26 protein-coding genes are annotated in these 21,805 nt (G+C 41.6%); 7 read left to right on the top strand and 19 right to left on the bottom strand.

The features are described 5' to 3' along the window. Positions 1–151: 151 nt before the first annotated feature. On the top strand, positions 152–496 hold the full coding sequence (locus MHB37_RS08925) for a helix-turn-helix domain-containing protein (protein WP_036684053.1): 345 nt from the start codon (positions 152–154) through the stop codon (positions 494–496). Positions 497–1,156: 660 nt separating this feature from the next. Here the strand turns inward: MHB37_RS08925 and MHB37_RS08920 are convergent. The 9 genes from MHB37_RS08920 to MHB37_RS08880 all read right to left on the bottom strand — a co-directional run bounded on the left by MHB37_RS08920 (position 1,157) and on the right by MHB37_RS08880 (position 8,857). Continuing rightward, on the bottom strand, positions 1,157–2,158 hold the full coding sequence (locus MHB37_RS08920) for an anti sigma factor C-terminal domain-containing protein (protein ID WP_076187124.1): 1,002 nt from the start codon (positions 2,156–2,158) through the stop codon (positions 1,157–1,159). Beyond that, on the bottom strand, positions 2,155–2,646 hold the full coding sequence (locus MHB37_RS08915; protein WP_076305666.1) for an RNA polymerase sigma factor: 492 nt from the start codon (positions 2,644–2,646) through the stop codon (positions 2,155–2,157). The genes MHB37_RS08920 and MHB37_RS08915 overlap by 4 nt, the downstream gene beginning before the upstream one ends. A 143-nt stretch (positions 2,647–2,789) precedes the next feature. Continuing rightward, complete coding sequence (locus MHB37_RS08910; protein WP_405169587.1) at positions 2,790–4,004, bottom strand: S-layer homology domain-containing protein; 1,215 nt, start codon at positions 4,002–4,004, stop codon at positions 2,790–2,792. A gap of 200 nt (positions 4,005–4,204) precedes the next feature. Continuing rightward, positions 4,205–5,341 (bottom strand): hypothetical protein, encoded by a 1,137-nt coding sequence (locus MHB37_RS08905; RefSeq protein WP_339281883.1) that lies wholly within the window; start codon positions 5,339–5,341, stop codon positions 4,205–4,207. Positions 5,342–5,346: 5 nt separating this feature from the next. Then, positions 5,347–6,210, bottom strand: a complete 864-nt coding sequence (locus MHB37_RS08900) for an ABC transporter ATP-binding protein (RefSeq protein ID WP_076187118.1) — start codon at positions 6,208–6,210, stop codon at positions 5,347–5,349. Continuing rightward, entirely contained in the window at positions 6,200–7,024 is an 825-nt protein-coding gene (locus MHB37_RS08895) for a hypothetical protein (RefSeq protein ID WP_405169150.1), read from the bottom strand. The genes MHB37_RS08900 and MHB37_RS08895 overlap by 11 nt, the downstream gene beginning before the upstream one ends. Continuing rightward, positions 7,021–7,551: an RNA polymerase sigma factor gene (locus tag MHB37_RS08890; RefSeq protein ID WP_076219050.1), complete on the bottom strand. Its 531-nt coding sequence runs from the start codon at positions 7,549–7,551 to the stop codon at positions 7,021–7,023. The genes MHB37_RS08895 and MHB37_RS08890 overlap by 4 nt, the downstream gene beginning before the upstream one ends. Positions 7,552–7,976: 425 nt before the next feature. Continuing rightward, entirely contained in the window at positions 7,977–8,612 is a 636-nt protein-coding gene (locus MHB37_RS08885; protein ID WP_076187112.1) for an RNA polymerase sigma factor, read from the bottom strand. An 83-nt stretch (positions 8,613–8,695) separates the two neighbouring features. Next, positions 8,696–8,857, bottom strand: coding sequence for a hypothetical protein (locus MHB37_RS08880; protein ID WP_254857120.1), 162 nt, complete (start codon positions 8,855–8,857; stop codon positions 8,696–8,698). Positions 8,858–9,028: 171 nt separating this feature from the next. Between MHB37_RS08880 and MHB37_RS08875 the strand changes: the two genes are divergently transcribed. From MHB37_RS08875 to MHB37_RS08865, 3 genes are all read left to right on the top strand, one after another. Continuing rightward, positions 9,029–10,069 (top strand): ROK family protein, encoded by a 1,041-nt coding sequence (locus MHB37_RS08875; RefSeq protein ID WP_256716686.1) that lies wholly within the window; start codon positions 9,029–9,031, stop codon positions 10,067–10,069. A 37-nt stretch (positions 10,070–10,106) separates the two neighbouring features. Next, complete coding sequence (locus MHB37_RS08870; protein WP_076187110.1) at positions 10,107–10,724, top strand: sugar O-acetyltransferase; 618 nt, start codon at positions 10,107–10,109, stop codon at positions 10,722–10,724. A gap of 66 nt (positions 10,725–10,790) precedes the next feature. Further along, the gene (locus MHB37_RS08865; protein ID WP_076104606.1) at positions 10,791–11,990 is read left to right on the top strand and encodes a sugar MFS transporter; all 1,200 of its coding nucleotides are present in this window, start codon (positions 10,791–10,793) and stop codon (positions 11,988–11,990) included. A gap of 311 nt (positions 11,991–12,301) precedes the next feature. Here the strand turns inward: MHB37_RS08865 and MHB37_RS08860 are convergent, their stop codons facing one another. Then, a complete protein-coding gene (locus MHB37_RS08860) occupies positions 12,302–13,054 on the bottom strand; it encodes an HAD-IIB family hydrolase (protein ID WP_076187108.1) in 753 nt (250 codons plus the stop codon). Between the two features lie 80 nt (positions 13,055–13,134). On the opposite strand from MHB37_RS08860, the gene MHB37_RS08855 reads away from it, so the two are divergent. Beyond that, positions 13,135–13,824, top strand: coding sequence for a Crp/Fnr family transcriptional regulator (locus MHB37_RS08855; RefSeq protein WP_076187106.1), 690 nt, complete (start codon positions 13,135–13,137; stop codon positions 13,822–13,824). A gap of 16 nt (positions 13,825–13,840) precedes the next feature. Here MHB37_RS08855 and MHB37_RS08850 read toward each other — a convergent pair whose 3' ends face one another. After that, a complete protein-coding gene (locus tag MHB37_RS08850; protein ID WP_076187103.1) occupies positions 13,841–14,179 on the bottom strand; it encodes a hypothetical protein in 339 nt (112 codons plus the stop codon). A gap of 218 nt (positions 14,180–14,397) precedes the next feature. On the opposite strand from MHB37_RS08850, the gene MHB37_RS08845 reads away from it, so the two are divergent. Then, the gene (locus MHB37_RS08845; RefSeq protein ID WP_076124810.1) at positions 14,398–14,733 is read left to right on the top strand and encodes a potassium channel family protein; all 336 of its coding nucleotides are present in this window, start codon (positions 14,398–14,400) and stop codon (positions 14,731–14,733) included. Positions 14,734–15,086: 353 nt separating this feature from the next. Beyond that, positions 15,087–15,716, top strand: a complete 630-nt coding sequence (locus tag MHB37_RS08840) for a LysE family translocator (protein WP_076187101.1) — start codon at positions 15,087–15,089, stop codon at positions 15,714–15,716. A 61-nt stretch (positions 15,717–15,777) separates the two neighbouring features. Here MHB37_RS08840 and MHB37_RS08835 read toward each other — a convergent pair whose 3' ends face one another. The 8 genes from MHB37_RS08835 to MHB37_RS08800 all read right to left on the bottom strand — a co-directional run bounded on the left by MHB37_RS08835 (position 15,778) and on the right by MHB37_RS08800 (position 21,668). Continuing rightward, positions 15,778–16,347, bottom strand: coding sequence for a manganese catalase family protein (locus tag MHB37_RS08835; RefSeq protein WP_036684067.1), 570 nt, complete (start codon positions 16,345–16,347; stop codon positions 15,778–15,780). Positions 16,348–16,397: 50 nt separating this feature from the next. Continuing rightward, positions 16,398–16,664, bottom strand: a complete 267-nt coding sequence (locus tag MHB37_RS08830) for a spore coat protein CotJB (RefSeq protein ID WP_036684069.1) — start codon at positions 16,662–16,664, stop codon at positions 16,398–16,400. Between the two features lie 3 nt (positions 16,665–16,667). Then, a complete protein-coding gene (locus MHB37_RS08825; RefSeq protein ID WP_036684070.1) occupies positions 16,668–16,886 on the bottom strand; it encodes a spore coat associated protein CotJA in 219 nt (72 codons plus the stop codon). Positions 16,887–17,094: 208 nt separating this feature from the next. Next, entirely contained in the window at positions 17,095–18,120 is a 1,026-nt protein-coding gene (locus tag MHB37_RS08820; protein ID WP_076124805.1) for an AI-2E family transporter, read from the bottom strand. A gap of 47 nt (positions 18,121–18,167) precedes the next feature. Further along, entirely contained in the window at positions 18,168–18,662 is a 495-nt protein-coding gene (locus tag MHB37_RS08815; RefSeq protein ID WP_076100017.1) for a DedA family protein, read from the bottom strand. Positions 18,663–18,669: 7 nt separating this feature from the next. Then, positions 18,670–19,194, bottom strand: coding sequence for a CDP-diacylglycerol--serine O-phosphatidyltransferase (gene pssA / locus MHB37_RS08810; RefSeq protein WP_036684073.1), 525 nt, complete (start codon positions 19,192–19,194; stop codon positions 18,670–18,672). A 42-nt stretch (positions 19,195–19,236) separates the two neighbouring features. Continuing rightward, positions 19,237–20,991: a HAMP domain-containing sensor histidine kinase gene (locus tag MHB37_RS08805; RefSeq protein WP_339190276.1), complete on the bottom strand. Its 1,755-nt coding sequence runs from the start codon at positions 20,989–20,991 to the stop codon at positions 19,237–19,239. Beyond that, positions 20,988–21,668: a response regulator transcription factor gene (locus MHB37_RS08800; RefSeq protein ID WP_076191082.1), complete on the bottom strand. Its 681-nt coding sequence runs from the start codon at positions 21,666–21,668 to the stop codon at positions 20,988–20,990. Before MHB37_RS08800 ends, MHB37_RS08805 begins: the two co-directional genes overlap by 4 nt. Positions 21,669–21,805: the final 137 nt, after the last annotated feature.

Here is a 21,805-nt window from a genome sequence, read left to right as displayed (position 1 = left end):
CCGTGTTTGATTTTGGCAGGTTGCTTAGCACTCATATTCATTCTAGAATAGTTTGTATATAATAGAAAGAAGTGAAAATTAGTTTATTATATGATCTCTAGTGTAGTTACTATACTAGAGTATAGTAGCTTCACAAACAGGAGGAGATACCTTGAAGACAGCTAAATCTACTAATAATTATATCCCCAAAACCCCTGTTACTATTGAATGTAATGTTGAAAAAACACTTGAAGTATTAGGTGGAAAATGGGCCTTTCTTGTCCTCAGAGAGCTATTCGACGGCACGCAGCGTTTTGGGGCACTGCAACGAAAAATCACTAATGTTTCTCCCCGCGCACTAACCACTACGTTGCGCCATCTGGAGGAGCATGGTGTGCTTGAACGTCACGTATTTCCGACTGTTCCTGTTACGGTAGAATATTCGCTTACTCCCAAAGGTGAGGATTTACATCAAATTTTGAAGGAAATGAAGCTGTGGTCCGCGAAATGGACTTAGCTTGAGCAGATTGTGACTGATGAAAAAAGAAGCTGTCCAAAAAGTAGAGAATTCTACTTATAGGGCAGCTTCTTTTTCATAAATAGGCTATACAATGGATGGATTGTTACTTTAACCCATGGGATATGTGCGGCGTGCGATGTGCGGTGTGCGGTGTGCGATGTATGATGTACGCTTTAGTGTAATTGGGGAAAAACTCCCGAAAAATAGCCGAAATTCGCTAAAAAAGAGCATTATGAGGGAATTTCTCCCTAAAAATCGAGGTAATTCCTTTATTTTTCACCAAATCAGGTAAATCACAGGGAGGTTTTCCCTAATTATAAGTTAGATGACCAAATATCTAAGAATTATAGGGAGAAATTCCCTAATTATAGAGTCGGAATACGGATTTGGTTAACTAAAAACAACCGGAGATATCAGCGATTTCTGCGATCACGTCATAGACAAATTACCACTTGAGGTCAGCAGGCTTTGCCTTGCCTTCAATCTACTACTGAAGCAGATCGCGGATAATCAAAAACGCAGAGCAGCGAAGATCCAATAGGAGGATGAATCGCTGCTCTTTTGACCCTTGCATTTTTGAAAATGAAGGAGAAATCGTCTCTTTTCGTAGAAAATCCACATATAGAATAACCCCTCCAGCATTTTTACTATATTGATCTAATATTTATCCACAATCGCGCCGAGAACTGCCGTATTTACATAGGGTTTTCCTTTGAGGCTTTGGAGCTCTTTCGCAGTTCCAGTAACGACAACTCCCAATAGCTGTACATCACTGGCGTCCGGCGCCGCTTTATCCTTTTTCAAGTAATTCGAGATTCGCTCAAACTCTCCGTAATGCTTGCCCTTCATCTGAAGCCCATAGGTTAAGGATTGTAAAAAATCCTCTGGTTTCGGCTTAAATAACCCTTCCCATTCCCCACCGTAGCCATATACTTGTCTAGCAGATTCCGGTAAGGCATATTTATTCGGGCTGCTGTCATTCCTAATAAACTCAAGGTTCTTTTTATTGTCATACGTATCTACCCAATACCAAGTCTGTGTCAAACCCGCCGGCAGCATCTTCTCTACCTCTACCTGAGTGTAGCTTTTATCAAAAGAAACAGCCATTTCTACGAGCTTGCCAGGTTCCATTTGTTCGAGTGAAGGCAGGTCATTCAGCACTTTTTCGTTATAATTCACTCCAGGCACATAAAACATCATTTCCCGCTGACCATTTTGACTGTTATATCCTCGGTAGTATTCATAATTTTGCTGTGTCATTACCGGGTCAGGAACATTTATACTAGAGTATCCCCTATTAAGCAGAGAAAACCGGCTGCCCATATCGAAATACAGTTTTTTAGTATCCCATACGATGGGCACACCCTCAACAACTTTGTAAGTGCTCAGTTCAACTTTACCCGATAGAAACCCTAAATCAAGCTCAGTTCTCAACTCCTGAAGGTTAGGACTGCTAATCTTCATCATGATCCTCTCTTCATCCAAACCACGCATCGCCAACCAGCTTGTCAGATGGGCGTTACCCAGCATCCCGCCGAATAATACTAGAACCGTCACCACTAGAGAAATGATTGTGTTTCGAATCATTGTTTTTCGTTTTGCCTTCTTAATTACTTTTGAAAGGTTCTGATCATCCTTTTGTTCCCATGGAGCTGTCATTCCACTTCACCTCTATACTTTTTTTGAAATTGCTTGCGGGCACGAAACAATGCCGATTTCACTGTATCTGTCGTAATTCCCAGAAGCTCAGCTATCTCCTGATAGGACAGCTCCAGCTCATACTTCATAATAATGAGTTGTTTATGGAGCGGTAGAAGCTCATCCAACACTCTTTCGATGTCTTCCCGTTTCTCTTTTAACAGCACATGATCCTCTGGCAATTCCATATCCGGCACATCTACATAGTCAATAGGAATGACTATCCGCTTGCGGCGGCGGCACAGATCATAGTAGCGATTGATCGCTACTTTATATAACCATGCACTGAATTTGTTCTCATCAATGGAATTAATATACAAAAGAGCCTTATACACCGTATCCTGTACGATATCTTCAGCGTCGGCTGCAGGTGCCCCGAGACGAATCAAGTATTTTTGAATTTCTAACATTTTAGGTTGAAGTATCTGATGTAGCTGCCCGGGCTTCATCCTGCACCTCCCTTCGTATGTATAACGATAAAGTTCTCGGAATGTTAGCTTATGAGGTGAAAAAAATTATAAAACAAAAGACGGCTGCCTCAGAAAGACATGCCGTCACATTTTAAAGAATGAATAAGGTTCCAGTACAATTCCTATATATCCGTAGGATTCATTGCCTGCTGAGCTGTAGATATGAGTATGGTTTGAACTTTCAGAGATTGTTTGTCAATAATGAAGCCTATATAGAACCCACCCTCCATATTATCCATTTCAAAAGGTGACAATCGGGGCTCATACACTCCACCCTTGTTCTCAAACCAGTAACTCACTATAATCCCGTATTCGTTATCCACTGCAACGTATGTACCGTATGCCTTTAGCACATCTTCCAATGTACTTACCCCAGGTCGAATATTGTTCAATGTACCTATGTGGATTGGATCAATGCGCTCATTATCTTTGTCTATTTTCCAAGCGTTCAGCCGACCTTCGGTATCATAATGTACAGATACTTCTTTATACATTTCATTATTGAATACATCTTGACCTGTTGAATCCCCGTAATGTTCCTCTATTAACATTCTTGAACTCCCAAAATCAATAAAAAGATTACGTCCACTATCCGCTATTCCGAAATCACGATCAGTTACCGGAACCGCTATAAAATCCTTCAAGCCTGTACCCTGTTCCGGTAATGACGGTAATAGACTCCGATCCGATCGTTCTTCTGGACGAGAAATTACAGTATATATTCCCTTAAGCTTGAGCATTCTCATCCATTGTATAGCCTCTGCTCTTGTAAGCGGGAGATTTCCTTTGAAACCTACTAGCGTTGGCTCTCCGGGAAGTGGAAGTAGAGAGTTAGCCAGCAAATAAACCACGGAATCCGTGTCGTTGTAATTCATCCCTAGACCAGATACAACTAACCTTGCGGCGGCCATTCTGGTGATTGGAGCCGATCTTGCCACTGGATATTGTAGTCCAGTAACTGGATGATTCCACCACTTAGCCATTCTATACGGTGCTGCTGTCCATTCTTCGCCTATGCTAGTAGCCTTTGGATAGCCGAAAGAAAGATAAAATAATTTCAAAAATTCCGCTTCCGTAATCGGCTGATCCGGTCGAAAGCTCCCATCATCATAACCAACCATCAATTGGTTGCCCAACGCCCAGCGCACCCAAGGCTCGGACCAGTGACCTTGAATGTCAGTGAACAGTGAATATGCCGGATCCTCCTCACCGTCCTCTTCTACTTCTTCATATGTCCCTGTATTCTCGTACGTTGTCGTGTCAGCATGAACTCTATAACTCACGTTGCCGCATGTTACAATTGTCCCTGAGATAAGACCTAGTACCAATAGCTTCATTATCTTCAATTTAATAATCCCTTTCGTTCTTATCGGTAAGGGGTTCCTGCTCTCTTTGTCAGGTTTATCGTGATTAACCCTTTATCTTAACTATCGGGTAAAAAGTCTGATTCGTAAATATACTGCTCTCCTTTTTCACAAGAAAAGCCAAAAAAGATCGCTCCCCTTCATAGCGGGAACGATCTTAACCTACCTACTACTTAGACCTTTAATCGACGTTCGAAAGCTTTGGGGATAAGCATTATAGCAATTATACCTATAATTATCACCGAAAGGATTGACAAGGGTAGATGTAATATAGGGATGCCAAAAATGTTATAGGATACATATTTTTCGATTAAGGATCTGCTAACCATTACACCTGACGGCAAAAAAGAGATTATTTTGCCCAACATTCCAGGCAAAGAGAAAAGGGGAAGAATAACTAAGAATGCTGCCAGTCCAAGACTGCTTAAGCTACTCCGACACAAAGCGGATATCAGCGCTGTCAATAACAAAAGACCACATGCAGCCAGCAAGGTTACAGCATATTTCACGGCAAATCCCTGCAGCTGGGTTAAGGCATATGGAGTCTCATCAAAATAAAAGTAACTATTCAGCGGGGCATTCCAACCCACGAAGCCGAACGGTAAACAGGCCAGCAATGTGCAAATCCCGTAAAAAAGAGTAACCCAGCTAAACGTAACTATAAATCCAGCTAATAGTTTTGCCGCAACAATCTTCAACCTTCCGTATTTACTAGATAGAATAAGTGCATCCATTCTATAGTTTTCCTCGCCGGAGAACAGGGAGGCCAGTGCAAATACTAGAATAAGACCGATAAAAAGATCCCCGACGCCAGGCGAGCTCGAAAAAAATATATGTAATAAGTCCCAGTCCTCAGTTACATAAAACCCCCGTGGTTTTCCCTCCTCCAGCATGGAGAGCTTTTTAGTAACATCTCTTAGCGCATAAGATCCTGGTTCTTGCCTCTCCATTAAAACCTTCTGCTCTCTCAGCTCTGTTAAATTTCTGTTGAATTGATCTACCATATAAGCTGTACCAGCATAGTGTTGCTCCAGAATTCGTTTCATCTTCTCCTCTTTGGGCCAAGCGCTGTCTTCAGCATATTCTTCTTTGAGTCTAGGTGCGTATTTCAAAGCTAAATCTGGTTGAATCGGTCCTAGATGAGCGGCGATAGCTTCAGGCTTTTCCTTGTTTACAACCAATAGACTATCCGTACCGGATGGGTAGAAACTAACAAAACAAAAAATGGCTAATGCAATACTTCCAGCTATAGAAATCCAGACTCTGGGAATCATAATTTTACGTAATTCAAACATCACCAGACGTTTCATGTGTGTCATCCCCTCCGAAAATAATGCATATATACATCTTCTAATGAAGGATTCACCATCAGTGCATTCTCAACTGGCAAAGTCTTGCTGACTACCCGAACCACTAGTCCAGTATCTGTCTGCTGCACATTCACTACAGTTCCATTCTCTTCGATTTGAGCCAGCAACCGCCCGGGGACATGTGCCTCCCAAACCTCTCCTTGCAATTCATTGGTCAACTCCTTAATTGTTCCTTGACGAAGTAACTCTCCTCGCCCCATCAGTAGCACCTGTTTAGCTATATGATCAACATCAGAAACGATATGAGTAGACAAAATAACGATGCGCTCATTTGATATTTCAGAAATTAAATTTCGAAATCTTACGCGTTCCGAGGGGTCAAGTCCTGCTGTGGGCTCATCCAGAATGAGGATGCCCGGATTATTAAGCAATGCTTGAGCGATACCGAGTCTACGTTTCATTCCGCCGGAATACTTACCACATTTTTTATCCATTTCTCCGGATAGATTAACCATTTGAGCAAGAACCTCTATACGATCACTCGCCTCCTTCTTGGTCAACCCCTTTAGGGCAGCAACATAATACAAGAAATCGCGAGCTGAAAAATGATTGTACATCCCCAGTTCCTGCGGTAAATAACCTATCTGAGCCCGGTACTGATCCCCCATATCATCCTTGTTTTGTCCATCTAAAAGTACATTTCCACGAGTCGGATACAGAATATCTGCAACAATACGCATCAATGTCGTTTTTCCTGTTCCGTTAGGTCCTAGAAGACCATACACACCAGGTGACATAGAAAGGTTGATCGTATTTAAAATTCGCTTTTTGCCGAAATCATGTACAATATTACATAGTTTAAGCTCCAATCAGAAACCCTCCCCTGCTCAATATTCTGGATTGAAACCTCATGGCTAGGCTAAATACCACTGCCGACAGAACGCCCAGTCTCATTAACCAAAATAACTCGACCGACATCGTCCATCTCACTGCAAATTCTCCGGAAAATAAAATCATCCAAAAGAGAGGCAACATGAAGAGTACGGTCGTTAATTGTCTAAAATTACGTATCAGCGTGGATAATACTAACGCTACCGCCGCATTGTTTAGGATCGGGATGCACCATAGCAGGGTCATACGCAGCATAAACTCCGTTCCCCCTACCGGGGTTACCATAGCAGTTACACTAACGTTAATCAGTAGTGAGATCACCCCTGCCATAAGGAACCGAGCTTGCACATACCGATGCAACGGGATTCTAAAACTACGTGCGAGTTCTCCTATTCCACAGAGCGTATTCCGAGCCGTATGAGAGACGACCACCAGTAAAGGAATACAACCCACGATGGACAGAATGAACATAGGGCTAACAATCTGCATAACACTCAGCACCAAATATCCTACTACAAACAAGATCACACCAAGCACAACCTCTTTCCACCATCCCTGTGAAAAAAGAATCCTCAGCTGTTGCCGTGCAAATAGAGGAACGGGTGGTACTGGCGCAGGTAAAGCCCGCTTGGATTTTCTCCACCTGCTCATGGCTTCTTCTGCAAAACCGTCAAGGCGTGGCGGTTCAGGAATGCACCTGATATAATTCACGATCTCCTCTACAGTCTCTGCTGTCATCTCATCCTGTAAATTCAGATTGAGGTAATCTTGATGGTTACGTTTAACCCTCATTTTCCTGCTCCTTTCTTTAGGGGTTGGGATATGTCCTCTTGCTTGGAATACCTTAGTAAATCACGTAATTTAATCAGCGATCGGCTTACCCTTGACTTCACAGTAGATTCAGGTTCATCAGTTACGGCAGCTATTTCTGTAAACGTAAATTCATATTTATACCTTAACAAGAGCGCATCCCTCTGTTCCTCTGGCAGTGAGTAAATCGCGGCGTATACCTGCTTAACCTCTTCACGAAGTAATATTCCTTCAAGAAAATCTCCTTCGACTGTGATTTCATCAGATAAGCTTTGATTCAACTCTGCTTGCCGAGCACCTTTGCTGCGAAAATAGTCAATGCAGACATTTCGCGCGATCGCCATCAACCAAGCTCGGAAACTCCCCTGTTTATTTTGATAGCTGTCAAGCTTGGCCCATGCTTTTTCATACACCGTCTGTGCAAGATCCCAGGCCAATTCGTCATTATGTATTTTCCATCTGATGAATCGATAAATATCACTATAGGTATGCCGAATTAATAATTCCACCGCTGCCTCATTGCCCTGCTGCGCTTCTGTGACCCATTTGTCCTCCTCGATTTAATTCCCCTCCAATCTACCAATCTACTAAATATAACGAAATCGCCTACGAAGTAGACGCATCACATTAAAAAGACCAACCAGAAGGTTCTGGCTGGCCGAATATAAATTTTCCCTAGATTATGTCCCCGGTTCAAATTGTGAGTGAACATTTTTAGCTTGTATCTTAGTGAATTATATAACATTGATTCTATTAATTTCCATGGTGCACACTCATTACAAGTGGTCTTTTTGTGAAAATCTTCGTAAATGGTGGATTATTGTTCGATGAAACAAATGATGCTGTATATTCTTTTAATAGTTTCTAGCCCGACAATTAAGAGGGTCACAATAGCCTCAAATACATGGTAAATGTGACCCTTTTATAATAAAAACTATAATTCAACGATTAAATAAGAGAACTGAAAGCCATTCATCGTTTCGAAATCCCAACCCTCGGAATTTAATTCTTGAAAAGTAGGAATAACAAGATTATGAATTTGCTCTGAAGTCGAATTTTTAATGAACTCATCAGGCATTTGTTTTACTTCGTATCCTGCAATCCCTTGACATAGCCATTTAGGAGCAAGTGGATTAATGTCACCGATTAACCACATTGTAAACAAGTGCAGCGTGGATTTAAGAATAGTTTCATACGTATGCTTTGGCCCTGGATCTAAAGGAGAAACAATTTTCAATTTGTTTCCCTCAAAAGTGCCAATGAACCAATTAGGAGCGTCTACTTCACCAACAGCTTGATGAAAAGTTGGGAGATCATTAAATAAGTCACGGTGTACCTTCTCCATACTATCATTCGTGACGATCGTATCGCTTTTGCTAACAATAGATATCCTATCTTGAATAGACATAATTGTAATGTCACCCCATTCTTTAAGTTCACTTCTTAATTTCTCTAATGCTCGGTACAATCGTTTCTTAACCGCACTTTCTCGCATTCCAACAATCTTAGAGATCTCTAACAAGGTGCAGTCTACAAAAAAGCGCAATGAAATAAAAGCCCCAATATTCATTTTTCACAATATTCTGTGCGATTTTGAAGATCCAAGTGAATAAGCTCGAATTCCTTTAAATGTATGAATTTTTTCCAAGGCCTTTAAGAAAACTGTTGCGTTAAGTCTTCCGTGCTACCCGAATTTACTTTCAACGAAAGATATTTATGGATTCTTTCGCGATATTGATTATAAGTGATTTCAAAGCTTTGCTTGTCTCCCTGTTCATCCGGATAAACAGTGGATTTGTCATGAGCTCCAGACATTGTAAGAACCTCCTCTTGACCTTACATTTAATTAGACACCGCAGGTTGATTAAAAGCCACATGTCCGTTCAAAAAAATCCATAATAAAAAACTGTCGATTGCTAGACAATTATATAGAGCCAAGTTATAGTATTGATAATACTTTTAATAACCATTTTCAAAAGTCTAGAGGTGAATAAAATAAACCAAATCGCAAACAATTCTATTCGTGTTAAAAAGATAAATCAGGAGCTTATCAAGCAGGCCTTGAAATCGATGAAGGAAGGAACCAAATCCACGATTGCAAGTGCCACCGGATTAAGTATTGCTACCTGCGGAAATATCCTGAATGAACTTCTGGAGACTGGTGAAGTCATTGAGACTGAACTGGAGGCTTCAAATGGAGGCCGACCGGCCAGACGATTTATCTATAACGCTGATTTCTCCTATATTGCATGTATCTATGCCAAAATTGAGGATGGCCAGAAATCCATAACCTATGCGGTGACCAATTCAGTTGGTGATCGTGTGGATCATGGATGGATGGAATTAGAGTACGTAGATGCTGCAGCCATCGACCATCTGCTGGATACGCTTATCCAACAATATAACAACATCAAGGCAGTAGGGATTGGGATTCCCGGCCTTGCTCACCAAGGTGTCATTAATATCTGTGACATTAAAGAGTTAATTAATGCTCCCTTAGAATCACTACTCAGAGAAAAATACGAGCTTGAAGTCACGATTGAAAATGATATGAATCTGACCGTTTACGGGTTCTATAAACAGCAGGACTATGAAGAGGATAAAACCATTGTCGTGGTGACCTTTATCAAAGGAGCTTTTCCAGGCGCCGGGATGATGATCGACGGGCATATCCACAAAGGTAATACCAGATTTGCTGGTGAAGTCTCTTTTTTACCGTTTGGAATCTCGCGTGAACAGCAATTGAGTAGCTTGGACCACACGGATACCTTCATCCCTTTGGCGGCTCACACTATATCGTCCCTGATTGCAATTATTAATCCAGAGACCATAGCTCTCACAGGAGAGCAAGTCAAACAAGAGAATGTGCGGCCGATTTATCAACGTTGTCTGGAAGTGATTCCAGAGGAGCATATGCCTCACTTAATTGTGCTGGATCAACCTGATGATCATTACATGAACGGATTAATTGCGATCACACTGGAAAGCTTAACCTACTCGTTGCAGCTGGTTGAGAAGCGCCGGTAAAACATAAAACTAACATACACTTCAGGAGGAACTACGAATGGCAACAAACAAAGAAAACATGATTGCAGGAAAGCTATATATGGCAGGCGGTGAAGAATTAGCAAAGGATAACAAAAGATCCAGAATGCTCACTCGTTTATTTAACAATACGACGGAAGAACAAGGTGAATATAGAGTAGAACTACTCAAGCAATTATTTGAGTCTACAGGAGAGTCATTATATGTTGAACCTCCTTTCCGTTGTGATTACGGCAGTAATATTACCGTTGGCAATAACTTCTACGCTAATTTTGACTGCATTATCCTTGATGTAGCTAAAGTAACGATTGGTAACAATGTTCTCTTTGGACCTAGGGTAGGCGTATATACTGCTGGTCACCCCATAGATGCGGACGTGCGTATTAGTATGCTTGAATTCGGTACACCGATTACCATTGGAAACAACGTGTGGGTTGGTGGAAACGCAGTAATTAATCCTGGGGTAAAAATCGGCAACAATGTAATCATCGGTGCAGGTTCAGTCGTGACTAAGGATATCCCTGACAATGTAATTGCGGTGGGGAACCCATGCAAGGTATTAAGAGCAATCACCGACGACGATAAGCAACACTGGGAAAAACTTAAAGAAGAGTATTACAGAGACATTGAGCAATAAAGTAACCCGTTCTGGGAGGATCTCAATTTGAAAAAGCGCTTCGGGGGATTTAACAAGATTTACGCCATGCAATTGGCAACCATCTTTTTAGGATTTATAGTGTTTGGCATATCGGAAAATATTAAAGGACCTGCCATTCCGCGAATCCAATTCGACTTTAATCTGGACGAGAAACAGCTCGGCACCCTTTTATCCCTAAATGCATTAGGTTATTTGATCGCCTGCTCCTTTACAGCTGTATTGGTTCGGAAGTGGGGGATCAAGGCTGTCAGTATCATTGCTTTTGCATCCATGATATTCTCAGGAGTGTTAATCTATATCTCCCACAGCTATCCCTTCTTCTCAGCTTCTTATTTCCTGATGTACATCGGAAACGGAATGCTGGAGATTGGTCTTGCCATTTTGGGAGCACGCATCTTCGTAAAAAATACCGGGACGATGATGAACTTATCCCATTTTTTCTACGGATTTAGTTCAACCTTAGCTCCACTGCTGGCAACAGGACTCATGTCGGTAAGTATATTTGGCCATCCACTCGACTGGCGCGGAATGTATCTGATTATGCTAAGCTTATCTTTACTGCCTATTCTATCTGCCTTGCGCAGTACATTTCCGGGTGACGATCTTCCGCAAGAGGACCGGATCCCTTTAAAAACGTTGGTCCGCGATCCCGCTTTATGGCTGATGGTGCTTATTCTTTCCTTCGGTGTGGTGTCAGAGCTTGCAGTAGGTGGATGGCTAGTGAATTTTTTGGAAAAAGCATACTTGTGGGATACAGTTACAGCTTCTGGTATGTTGTCCACCTTTTTTCTCTGCTTCTCGCTAGCAAGGCTCCTGCTGGGGCCGGTTACAGATAAGATTGGTTTCAATCTATCGCTTATCATCTTTTCAGCCTTCTCTGCCTTATGTACGTTTGCTGCTATTTTAGGTGGGGAACAGCTCGCGTTTCTATTCGCAGCAGCAGGCATAGGTATCGCTATGATTTATCCGACCGTTATGGCATTTATCGCAAAAAGGTATCCGCATGGCAGTGACACTGCCATCACCTTTACAGTTACACTAATGGGAGTCGGTAGCGTGATTGGCAACTATGCCATAGGTGCAGTAATCGAAGGTGTAAAGCGGCTTTACGGAGCAGAAACACAAACTGGCTTGCTACGTGGACTTCAAGCTGGGTATGGTTTTATCGGCTTATGTGCAGCTATATGCGCGATATCCGGTTGTGTTTTATATCGTTATTTAAATCGCCGCCAAGAACTTATCTAGAATAGTTATCGCACTTATTTCTGCTCATCCATGCAAAAAACCTGCTGATTTTATGGCAGGTTTTTTGTTGCAAATAGCGACCAACCTCCTACCATCGGACTCAAATGTCCTTATTGGCTTCGAAATAGACAGAAATGAGGTTATTCGGACCCCAGAGTCGTTATTGAGTTGTTTTTGTGCAAAAACCGCTGTCTTCTGACTAGATAACGCCTCCTGAGTCCGAACACTCCGCCTAATGAAGCTAAATCCTGAAATAGCGACTATACAGTCCACAACAATGACCTCTGAGCTGGTGATCACCATCCCAACAATTATCGCAGACCTCGCACCAGCTCCATTATTGTTCTAACAATCTGCTCTTCACCGCTACTAACCTTTTCCGTTGCAACTTCTCCCAAAGATATATGATCGCCAACACAAACCGAGTGTGCGGAATGTCTAAACATTTCTATATCATTAGCATCGTTACCAAATGCAATAAATTGCTGCGGTTCTATGCCTAATCTCTTTAGTCCTGTCCATTTGTTCACACCTTGTGGACTTATATCCATAATATCTTCTTGTCCATGCTGGTAGATCACAATCGGCAGATTTTGCAGCTTATGTATAAGTTGTTCCCCGTTCAGACTGCTCAAAATAACTACCTTCACAATCTCATCCAGCTCTGATGGAGTTACATTTTTGGCGCGTTGTTCTGGATCTACATTTCTCCGGATGGGATGGTTCGCAGAACCCGAATATGCATAGTCCCAATGACTATCAATCAAATAAGTTGCATCAAATTCTTCAATCAAATTCAGGATGTTATCCGCAGTCTGTGGGTCAAAATGTATCGTCGAAATAACCTCCCCACCCTTTGCAATAAACGCACCATTCCCGCCAACCATAGAAAAATGATGCATATGAGCAGGCAACACAGGCAATAAATCACGAATAGGCCGGGCTGACGCAAAAATAACCTCATGTCCTTTTTCAATTAGAGAATCCAAGGCTTGTACAATAAATCCACTCAAAGGTTTGCTGCTAAAACAAATCGTCCCATCTAAATCAAAAATAAATTTCACAGTTAATAACCTCCCCTTTTTCTCTATATTAACGAGTTCAGATATAATGGAAAGGACCGATGTCCAAAAAGGAGTAAACAATGAAATCTATTCACGATCCAAATCTGATATCACATTACATTACACAATTTAATCTAGACCAAGTATTCACAACGTCAACACATGCTTTAATCCAGTTACTTGTCTATGAGCAGGATGAAATCATTTTGCGTGAGGGGGATGAGCTGGACGGAATTTATTTTCAAGTGGAGGGGCGTACCAAGGTTTCTTCTAGTGTGGGGACGGGAAAATCCTTGTTATTACGTTTCTGCTCACCCTTGTCATTATTCGGGGATATTGAATACGTGCAGGAAGTTGTGATCCAATCCCAAGTTGAAGCGGTACAACAAACCAGCCTCTTATTTATCCCGAAACAAAAGGTTGAGTCTGACCTAATGGATAACCACAGGTTTAAAGACTTGTTGCTGAAACATCTCTCCTACAAGCTTCTAACCTGCACATCCGCATCCCGAACGAACTTGCTGGGCTCTGTAGAAGAAAGGTTTGCAAGTTATTTATTGACCATTCAACTCCAACGTGAGTTTGCAAAAGAAATTCAGACACCATATATCCCAGATATAGCCTCTTTGATTGGGACTACTCCCCGCCATTTAAACCGTGTCATTCAGCGGCTCACCGACATGGAAATTTTATATAAAGTTAAGCAAGAAATTGTTGTACTCGACTGGGAGCGTCTGGATGAATTATCTAACGGAATAAGATTTGAATAGCCTAAAAACCCCTCATTTAATTGAGGATAAAATGATCGATGTCATCATAACGGATATCGATCTTTTCTCCGTTTCTTTTGACAAGATTTATATACAGAGGAGCTGCATCAACACTTCCGCCACCCACCAGCACATGGTAGTTTTCATTAATTTCATATTTACGGATGTACAAACCTGAACCAACGTCTTCAAAGGGATGACCTTCAAAATCCTTCCACGACAACGCCTCGCCTTGCTGAGCTAGATCTCGTATTTCATCCATGGATAATATCGCAGCTTTTTTATCATTACATCCTGAAAGTATAATCGTCAAAGCAAACAATAACAGCATTATCAAGTTACGCTTACTTTTCATTCTTAAACCTCCAAACTCTATAATTTGTTATTTATAGGAAAATATAAGGTAATAATAACATAGCTTAGACTAGCTTTGAATGGAGTGTGACCAGTTTCAGCTCTGAATGCTAGAAATTTAAGTTCCCCACAACCTCCTCAGTTTCTTCCTGCAAATCTATTTTAAATTTGACGTTAATTTGTTATGTATGCTCTAATATAAATGAAGGGTGGAGCTGCATGTTATCATTTTTACTAACTTTAAAACGTTTATTCTCGGGCTTATGGAAAGCGCTCAAACGTAAAAATTTCCAAGCATTATTCTTATTAGTTTTGATGACGCTGTTGTCCGGAACTATTTTTTATGTCAAACAGGAAGGTTTGTCTGTTCTGGATGCTATTTATTTCTGCGTTGCAACGCTTAGTACATTAGGTCATCCAACGTTCGTTCCTCAGACAGCACTCGGAAAAATATTTACGATTGTTTACATTATTGCAGGCACAGGGTTGTTCTTGGGAATGATCGGGTATATCGCTTATGAACTGATCAAACAAACCGATAAAGATAACAATTAAATAATGAAATCCAAACTCATGACAGTATTAAGAGCCTTGTTAGCCGAAGCTAATGAGGCTCTTTTTTTTCAATTAATCGCTTATATACTAACTTTCACCTAACTAAATCACATTTTTCATCTCATGTCACCCTTTAATTTTCGAGCAATAATTCATCGGTAAAGAAAATCGAGACCATTAATATTCATCTCTGGCGATCCTCAAATAAATAAAAAAGACCGGCTCTATTAGAGCGGTCGAAAATTTTAGAGCAAATTTGTAATAGATAAATTCACTCAAAAGAATTGCCCCCTATTACTTCATGGTGTAAAATATACTTTCGTTTAATTTGATAAAGGGGGCTTTAAATTTTAATGACTTTATTTCTTACATACGTTTTGCTCGGCTTTTCCATCGCTCTACCTGTAGGTACCATTACCATTGAAATGACCAAACAAGGCTTAAAAAATGGCTTTATGCATGGTTGGATTGTTGGCCTCGGGGGAATGACTATCGACCTCTTCCTAATTCTAGGCTTATACCTGGGTCTAGCCTCTATTCTTTCCATGCCTATCATACAAGTAATCATGTGGTTAGTTGGAGCTCTCTTCCTATGCTACGTTGGATATGACAGCATCAAGAATGCAGATCATGATATTTCCCTTGGAGGAGAGAAGACGTCCAAATCGCTGTTCTCTTCTTACAAAAATGGTTTGCTAGTGGCGATCTCACCAGGAAACCTGGTATTTTGGGTTAGTGTCTTTGGTACCGTATTGTCCGACTCCTTTGACCGTACTAATACGGGCAGCTTTTTGCTAGTGGGATTAGGTATCCTGATTGGTATCCTGCTCCATGATATTGGCCTGATGACGATTGTATCCACCACACGAAAAGCAATGAACCGGACGGCTATTAAATGGGTGACTATCAGCGCAGGTGTTGTATTAATCGGCTTTGGCGGGTATTTCTTCTATCAATTCCTGCGGAGCCTCCATATTTTTTAACGTAAAAAAGCCGTTCTCTTTTAAAAGAGAACGGCTTTAAATGTCTTTTTCACAGAAATCCTTAGAACACCCGCTTCTGATTCCGATCATCAATAATAATCTGCACCGCTTCCTTAAACCGTAATGCATGCACAATCTCCCGCTCCCGCAGGAACTTAAGGCTATCCTGCAGATCCACGTCATCCGTCATGTCAATCAGCCACTGATATGTAGCCCGGGCTTTTTCCTCAGCCGCAATGTCTTCATAAAGGTCTGCCAGCGGATCTCCCTTAGCTTGAATATAGGCTGCGGTGAATGGAACTCCGCTAGCATCCGTGTAGAACAGGGCATGATCATGCGCTACAAAATGTGGCCCTAATCCCGCTTCCTCTAATTCACATACCGAAGCATCCTTCGTCAGCTTGTAGATCATCGTGGCAATCATCTCAAGGTGAGCGAACTCTTCTGTAGAAATATCGTTCAACACACCAATAACTTTATCTGGAATCGTGTATCTTTGATTCATATAGCGTAGTGCAGCGGCGAGCTCGCCATCTGCGCCTCCGTATTGCTCACTCAAATAACGCGCCATCCGGACATCACATTTACCCACCCGTACCGGATATTGCAGTTTTTTTTCGTATATCCACATTCGGGAACTTCCCTCCTCTAGAAAAATAGTTCCTTACGGTTATACTCCTCTTACACCTGCCAAGGCCAAGGGGGTTGATTCCATTCCCATGGACATTTAGAATAAGCGCGGCCAAAATTCTGCAGCGGACCATATAACTCCTGAAAATGATTCGCTAGCTTAGTTCGTTCCAGCGTAAGCTGATTAAATTGTTCAATACTTCTCAGATCGTCAGGATGCGTATTTAGGTATAAGTTCAACTCCACTAAGGCAAAATCAAGGGTCTGCAACTGTTCAAGCAATTCATAATAACGTTGGTCGCAAGGATTTGCCTCCATAGTCTATTTCCCTCCTCCTTTGCACTTGGATTCATACGGACTAAATAGTGCTGGCCAGAGCGTTCCATACTTCAGAGCCTCCTGCAAACTAAACTGTGGTAAATCGGGCGGCTGAAAGGTGATAAATTGATTGGGTGGAACTACATACGTCTTGAACGGCACCGGTGGGCAAGGATCAAACGGGCCCCTAAAGGGGGTATACCTCCGCAGCTGTGATTCCATCTTTTTTGTACCTCCTTTGTTCCTGTTCCTTCTTTAAAGACTCTGAACATTACTCCCTTAGCTAACTTATGACAGCAGGACACAATATAAAACGTTATTCACAAAAAAAGCCCATTAGCAATTTTTTTTGTGCAATGTGCATGACAAATAAGCTGTCTCCGGAAAAGTACCGAAAACAGCTTATAACTTGGGTTTTTTAGTATTCAGCTTAGGGCTTCGCTCTTTTGAACGAATCTTCGTGGGTAATCTCAAGGATATCCAACATAAATACAAAGATAGGAATACCAAGAATAAGTCCCCAGACACCCATATAATGCTCAGAGAACAACAACACGCTAAAGGTGAAAAACATCGGCAAATTCATTTTTGTGGACATCAACTTAGGATTCAAGAAATAGCCTTCGATAAAATGCAACACCGCAATAATCGCCAGCACATATGTAACTGTTATCAGACCGCCGATGTTGTAACCAATAATTAAAAGCGGAATGAGCGAAATCAAAAAACCAACTACCGGAATGAGACTGAGCAGAAAAATCAAAATCGCTAGGGCAAATAAATACGGGAAGTTAAGCAACCACAAGCCAATAACAGTAAGACAGGTATTGAACATGGCAATGAGAATTTGCGCTTCAATTACTTTCCCAAAGGAAACGATGAATTTTCGGCTGAAATACTCCAGATCTATATAAAACCAGGCAATCCTGCTCTCTCTCATCCTAGAAGTGAAACTGACGACCCGGTTCTTCTCCAGAATAAACACAAAGCTTAAAATGGTTGATAGAACGAAAGTTGCACCCCAGTTGCTAACCTGCAGCACATAATCGATGCCTCTTTTGATATAGGACTGATAGTTAAGGTCCCTGAGCATATCATACAAATATAATGTAATCTTGTTCTGCGGAAGGTCCTCTGATTTGAGATTGGTGAGGAAGATGGCTAATTGCTTAATCTGCTCCAATACTTTAGGAAGATATCTTGCAAGGGCCAGTACAATCAATGCGATTAAAGCAAGGTATAAAATGACAATAATCACCTTACTGTTGACCTTCATGAATTTACCAATTCGTTTACTGAGCACAATCTGAAAGCTGTTCATGACAAAAGCAATCAGAAACGTCAGCAGTACCAGATTAAGCATCCCTCGAACCATGTACAGCAGCAATCCGATAAGTGCGAGAATAAAAAAGCGTCTGGTAGTACTATTCGCGTAGAATCGCTTGAATACATTCATTGATCTTGCTCCATTCAATTGCGATTAATAATGTTAAGCTTCAATGGCTATAAAAAGGAAAACTTAGCCCCCACAAAAAAGCCGATGGAAACAAAAAGGAGTGACCAGGTTAGCGCTCCTGCAGTCGTTATGAGTATATACTTTTTGAAAGACATAGCACTGATTCCAGAGATATAGCTCGATACATGCCTCAGACCTGGAATAAAATAAGCAATGAAAATCGCCCAGTTTCCGAACCGCAAAAACCATCTTTTCATACTGGCAAAACGCTTGGGTGTAAGGCCAACCCACTTGCCGAATTTAGCTACCACAGGTTGTCCTAGCCTTAAACCAATGGTATAGCTGATAAGCATTCCTGTGATGGATCCCATAAAACAAACCAATACGGAAAGTGAAAAATCCAAAACCATAACGGAGGATAAATAGCCTACAAACAGCATTAACACCTCATCAGGCACAGGAAGTCCGATAATCCCAAGTGCCATAAGGCCAAATATGGCTAAATATCCGTATTGTGAAATGAACTCTATAATCCAAGGCATGGGTGTATCACTTCCTGTTGAAGGATTTTTTAAGGGACGGAAATGGGATACGGCTGATCATCATTACGGACAGCAATGCCATTAATCCGATGACCAGTCCTGGTTTCATCCGTTCATCTAGTAAAGAAATCATCGACAGAATGACTCCAGCAGCAGTAATGGGCATCCCCACGAACCCTTTGGAAGGCGCCGACAGATTAAATCTGGCCAAACGAAGTGCGCCACAGATCAAAAAGAAAACTGCAGCTGCAGGTCCAATCCAGTGGGCATCTTCTAACCTATACAACAAGATAAGGAAGGTAGGCGCTAAACCAAATGATATAATATCCGCCAATGAGTCCAATTGTTTACCGAATTCACTAGTACATTGCAATATTCTTGCCAGTAATCCATCCAGTACATCACATATTGCCGCGAGCAATATCATTAATAAAGCTAGGCTATATCGTTCTTGAATCGTAAAATACAAGGATAGTGATCCTAGTCCCAAATTTCCGAGTGTGCACGTTGAAGGCAACCAGTTCAATTTCATACAATTTCACCCCTTTCATAGCAGTATTTCTGTTGATTCGGTTTAACCTTCAAAGGTCACTGTAAAGCTGACACCGTTCTCCGTATTTTTCACTGTATAAAGACAAGCGTGCATATCCAGTATTCGCTTCGCGATGGAAAGCCCCAGACCCGTACCGCCTGTCATTCGACTGCGGGATGGCTCAGACCGATAGAACCGTTCCCAGATCTGCTCCAGCTGATCTTCAGGGATTGATTCTCCTATATTTTGAATAGTGAATACAATAGTCTGGGCATGACTCTCAATATTGACGGTGATAGAACTTCTTTCTTCCGCATGCCTGATAGCATTGGTCATAAAATTTAGCATAACTTGTTCGATCCAGTTCACATCTGCATAGACCGGTAATTCATTCGCAGGAATAATGATGACCTCCAAATGTTTTTCACGCAGCAAGTGGACCAGCTTGTCTGTCACCTTTTCCGTCAGTTCACTTAACATAAAGGAAGATTTCCGTAGTTTAATCGTGCCCGACTCCAACCGCGCTAGATCTAGCATGTTTTTAACAAGAAACTCCATTTTATCGGCTTCCTCAATAATTACCTTAATGTAGTGATCCTGCTTGCCGGCGCTAACGCCGTCTTCCAAGCCTTCAGCAAAACCTTTGATAATACTGAGGGGTGTCTTCAATTCATGGGAGGCGTTGGCAAAAAAGTCCTGCTGCATGATCTCCATTCTTTGCTTCTGTTCCATATCCTCAACTAGCTGCTGATTGGCCTCTCTTAACTCCCCTAAAGCAGAGTCCAGACTTAGTGATAAGGTGAACATGCTGTTAGAAAGGCTGCCTAGCTCATCCTTCTGCCGAATCGATGTGTCCCCTGTAAAGTCCAGAGAAACCATCCGTTTTGCTATCTTGTTTAACTTAATTAGCGGACGCGTTACCATTTTCGAGAAAAAGAGAGAAAGCACCAGAATCAGGACAAAGCCACCCATTCCCAGATATAAAAAGAACCAACGTAAGGCATCGTTCGAATCCTTAACTTCCTGTAATGAAGTGACTGTGAATAGTAATTCAATTTCTCCGTTACTTTGCTTCAGGGGCAGAATAACCACAGAATTGCGACTCCCACTCCAGGGAGCAACCCAGTCTTGCTTCTGTATTTTCAAATTTTTAAAGTCTTCTATCTGCGCTGGTGTCAAAGGAAACCATTCCTCAAGAGCCTCAAACAATATTCCCTGGCGGGGATTCCATATTTTTAAATCAGGCAGTACAACTTCTGCAACAGTACCAGATGCATGAATCGTCCCAGTCTCTCCCGTCTCCCCTATGGTTCCGCCCCCTTTTTTTGTAATGCTTATGGGGTAGAGTATAACGGGTGAAGCACTGTCTTCATCCAGAAGTTCGCCTTCCACGCTCAACTGATCATCTACTTTAATGTTAGCTGCTCTCAGTGAATCTCCGTACTGATTCATGAATAGGGATAAAGAAACAACCATACTCTTCCCGTCATCATCGATTAGCTTTATATGAAATGGATCTTCTGAATTCATCCTTCCATCCAGCTTCAAAATAACCATTTGTGTTTTATTCCGCAGCATAAACCGGACAAGCTCCTGAGAGGTTCTAGTGCTTCCCCATGGTTCGCTAATATATCTTGCCGCAAAACTCTTAAGGTGTTTCTCCACACGGTGCTCTTTTTGCTTCTGATAGAAATTGTCAAACAACAGCAATTGGCTTAGAATTACCATGCCATAGAAGCAAAGGAAAAAGATAACGGTCATCACAAACAGTTTAAAAGTAATTCCCCGTCTTCTCATGCCTCTTCCTCGAACATGTATCCTGTGCCAATTACCGTACGAATAAAACGTGATTCATAACCCAATTTACTTCGCAGCTTTTTGATATGACTGTCCACAACTCTGGAATCTCCTTCAAATTCAATTCCCCAGATCCGACTGAGGATCGTATCCCTTGAAATAACAATCCCTTTATTTCGTATTAAAAGCCATAAAAGATCATATTCCTTAGGGGTAAGCTCCACTTCCGCATCTTCTACCTCCAACCGATGAGCCAAGGGATTGAACATCGCGGAACCAAATTTTATTATGCTAGACTCAGGCTGATGGGTGCCTTCAACCCGTTTCATAAGTGCATTTGCCCGGGCTACTAGCACCTTTGGACTAAATGGTTTTGTAACATAATCATCGGCTCCTAATTCAAAACCGTAGATTTTGTCATCATCTGTAGACTTGGCCGTTAACAAAATGATGGGTACCGCTGATTTCTCACGAACTTCACGGCACACTTCGAAGCCATTCATAGCAGGCATCATGATATCCAGAATCAGCAGATCCGGCAGCAGTGAATCAAACCAAACCAATGCATCTTTTCCATTATCCGCTTCAAGTACCTCCCAATCATTCTGTAAGAAATAATCAGATACCAGTTCACGAATACGAATTTCATCCTCAACGAGAAGAAGTTTCTTTTTCAATCTAGACCCCGCTTTCAAACAATTAATAAACATTAGCATAGACGAGCGTTATGTCCTTTATGTGTCCACAAAAAACTCCCCCTTTCATGAGCCATACAGCTCTTGCAGGAGGAGTTCATTATATCCCTGATCAACCG

This window comes from Paenibacillus sp. FSL H3-0286 (genome assembly GCF_045040705.1).
Lineage (GTDB): Bacteria > Bacillota > Bacilli > Paenibacillales > Paenibacillaceae > Paenibacillus_AQ > Paenibacillus_AQ odorifer.
Note: the sequence above shows the minus strand (reverse complement) of the source record. Positions and strands in the feature narration are given on the sequence as shown.